Annotated in this window: 2 protein-coding genes; one reads left to right on the top strand and one right to left on the bottom strand. The window is 38.0% G+C overall.

What is annotated here, in order from left to right; genetic code table 11:
* Positions 1-179 precede the first annotated feature (179 nt).
* Positions 180-959 (bottom strand): hypothetical protein, encoded by a 780-nt coding sequence (locus VSA01S_RS19615; RefSeq protein ID WP_039983925.1) that lies wholly within the window; start codon positions 957-959, stop codon positions 180-182.
* A gap of 224 nt (positions 960-1,183) precedes the next feature.
* Between VSA01S_RS19615 and VSA01S_RS19610 the strand changes: the two genes are divergently transcribed.
* Positions 1,184-1,627, top strand: coding sequence for a CesT family type III secretion system chaperone (locus tag VSA01S_RS19610; protein WP_039983927.1), 444 nt, complete (start codon positions 1,184-1,186; stop codon positions 1,625-1,627).
* Positions 1,628-2,069 lie beyond the last annotated feature (442 nt).

Here is a 2,069-nt window from a genome sequence, read left to right as displayed (position 1 = left end):
AGACCCAAGCTTTGCGTGAACAGTTGCTTAATAAAAATGAGGCCGTTAATTCGTTCTTGGATTCTTTGGATAATCTCAATCGAACTTTTTAAAAGATAGTCTTTATCTGTAATAACTGAGCGTGATGCGATATTTGTGCCCTTTCAGTAAAGGGCACAGTTTTGACAGCAGTAATTAAATCACCATTGATCAATCAACATCTTTTCAGTAAAACCTACTTGCTTCAAGGCGGCTAATTCAGGTTGATCTAGTTCGGTAACACTATCGATAAACTTAATATCTTTTATTTGCTCTGAAGGTAGCCTTAGCCTTTCTCTTAATTCGGTTATCAAACTTTCAGTTACCCGAGGTAAAGCGTTCGACTTCGAAATTAAGAGCTCATCCTTCTGTGCAGCTCTAGCCATTGGCACTTTTTCAGCAGCAAACGTTAATACGCTACGCAAACGCTGACCAAAATCCCCTTCTAATTGTTCTAACATCACTGCCACATCGGTATCGTTCATTTCGTTCAATTTATTTCGAATTAAGCTTTCATAAAAACGAGATTGAGCACCTGCATCCATTTCGTTTTCTGGATTTCCTACATTCTTTTCATGCCATTGAATCGCTGATGAACCAATGAAACCTGCCAAGCCTTGAACCACTTTGCCTATATTTGGGTTACTCTCTGAAAGAGAATTCAACGTTGTACCAATATTAGGGGTTACGAAACGTGCCTTGATAAATGCTGTGATCTCTCTAATGGCGTTCAAAGCGCCTGCCACAAAGCTAATTACCTTATCTTTTAACTTTGATTCTGGGGCATTTTCCGTACGAGAAGCAACAGCATTCGCCAGTTCGTTTGTAGGAATAATTTCAGCTTGCTTTGCACCTAAATGGCCAGAATTATTTAATGAATCTACGGTATTGTTGGGCACATTCACATGCATATTCGGCATAGACATCGATCTTTCTAACATTGTATTGACCTCTTATTGTTCAATCATTGCCCTGAAGTCTATTGCAGTTAAAAAGCATAGACTATCGAGATTGGTCGTAAATGTTTATACTCAACATTTCATTAATTTTACCTTCGATTCTATCTAGTTTGGTCTAAAAAATTACCACCAATATTGATAGATGAATCACTTTATTTTGATTTCAATGTCCTCTGTTTTATACAAGTATAAAAAGAGCAAACAATATGAATCAACAATATGTAAAAGCCGTCGAGATGCTCTGTCTAGAACTTGGCCTCGAAGTCCCTAAAGATATCAACGAGATTACAAGCATTAAAGTTGGCGAACAGGAATGCCACATTACTGAACACCCGGCAGGAAGATTGCTGATGTTCAGTAGTCTGAGTGAAATTACTCAAGAAAATGCCCAAATTTTTCTTGAGGTGAGCATGTTTAGCCAAGAAGAGAAAAAGCCTATGGTCGGGCTTGATCCTGAGAGTAATCACGCGATTCTTTGGAATCAACAACCGCTGGTTCAAGCAGAACGACACACTTTGTATCAGCAGCTTGAGCTATTGAGTCAATACTACGACCAAATACAAAGTAAATTGGCCCTTTCAAGGCCAGAAAACTCAGATGTACAAGATATTAAGCCAGGTAATTTTAACCCCAACTTATTTCTAGTATAAAATGCACATTATGTAGGCTGAAAACATAATACCCACCAGCCTTTCCCTTGATTCACAAGGCAATAATGCAATCAAAGCTTTGTTGCCTGTTCGCTTTCGCCTGCCATTAATGCAATCAAAGTGATGTTTTTATCTATTTTTTCATTAAAAATGGGGGCATAAGTACCTGTCCTGCGATATGACCCCGCTGATACGATGTTACTTTGGCTCTAAGATCCGTTCGTTACCCTTAATGATATATTGAATTAAAAACATTGCAGTTAATAAAGATAACAAACCTACTCTTCAGAAGGTTATATATGGGTAAATATCATAGCAGCATTAATTATCATGGCCACTACTCAAGCCTACTGATGATGTGTATTTATCAAACCTCGCGATCAGCCCTGTTCATACGCCAGATAGAGACTTATCGGGTTATATTAAGCTAGATATCAACTTT

The organism is Vibrio sagamiensis NBRC 104589 (genome assembly GCF_007990935.1).
Taxonomy (GTDB): Bacteria; Pseudomonadota; Gammaproteobacteria; order Enterobacterales; family Vibrionaceae; genus Vibrio; species Vibrio sagamiensis.
Note: the sequence above shows the minus strand (reverse complement) of the source record. Positions and strands in the feature narration are given on the sequence as shown.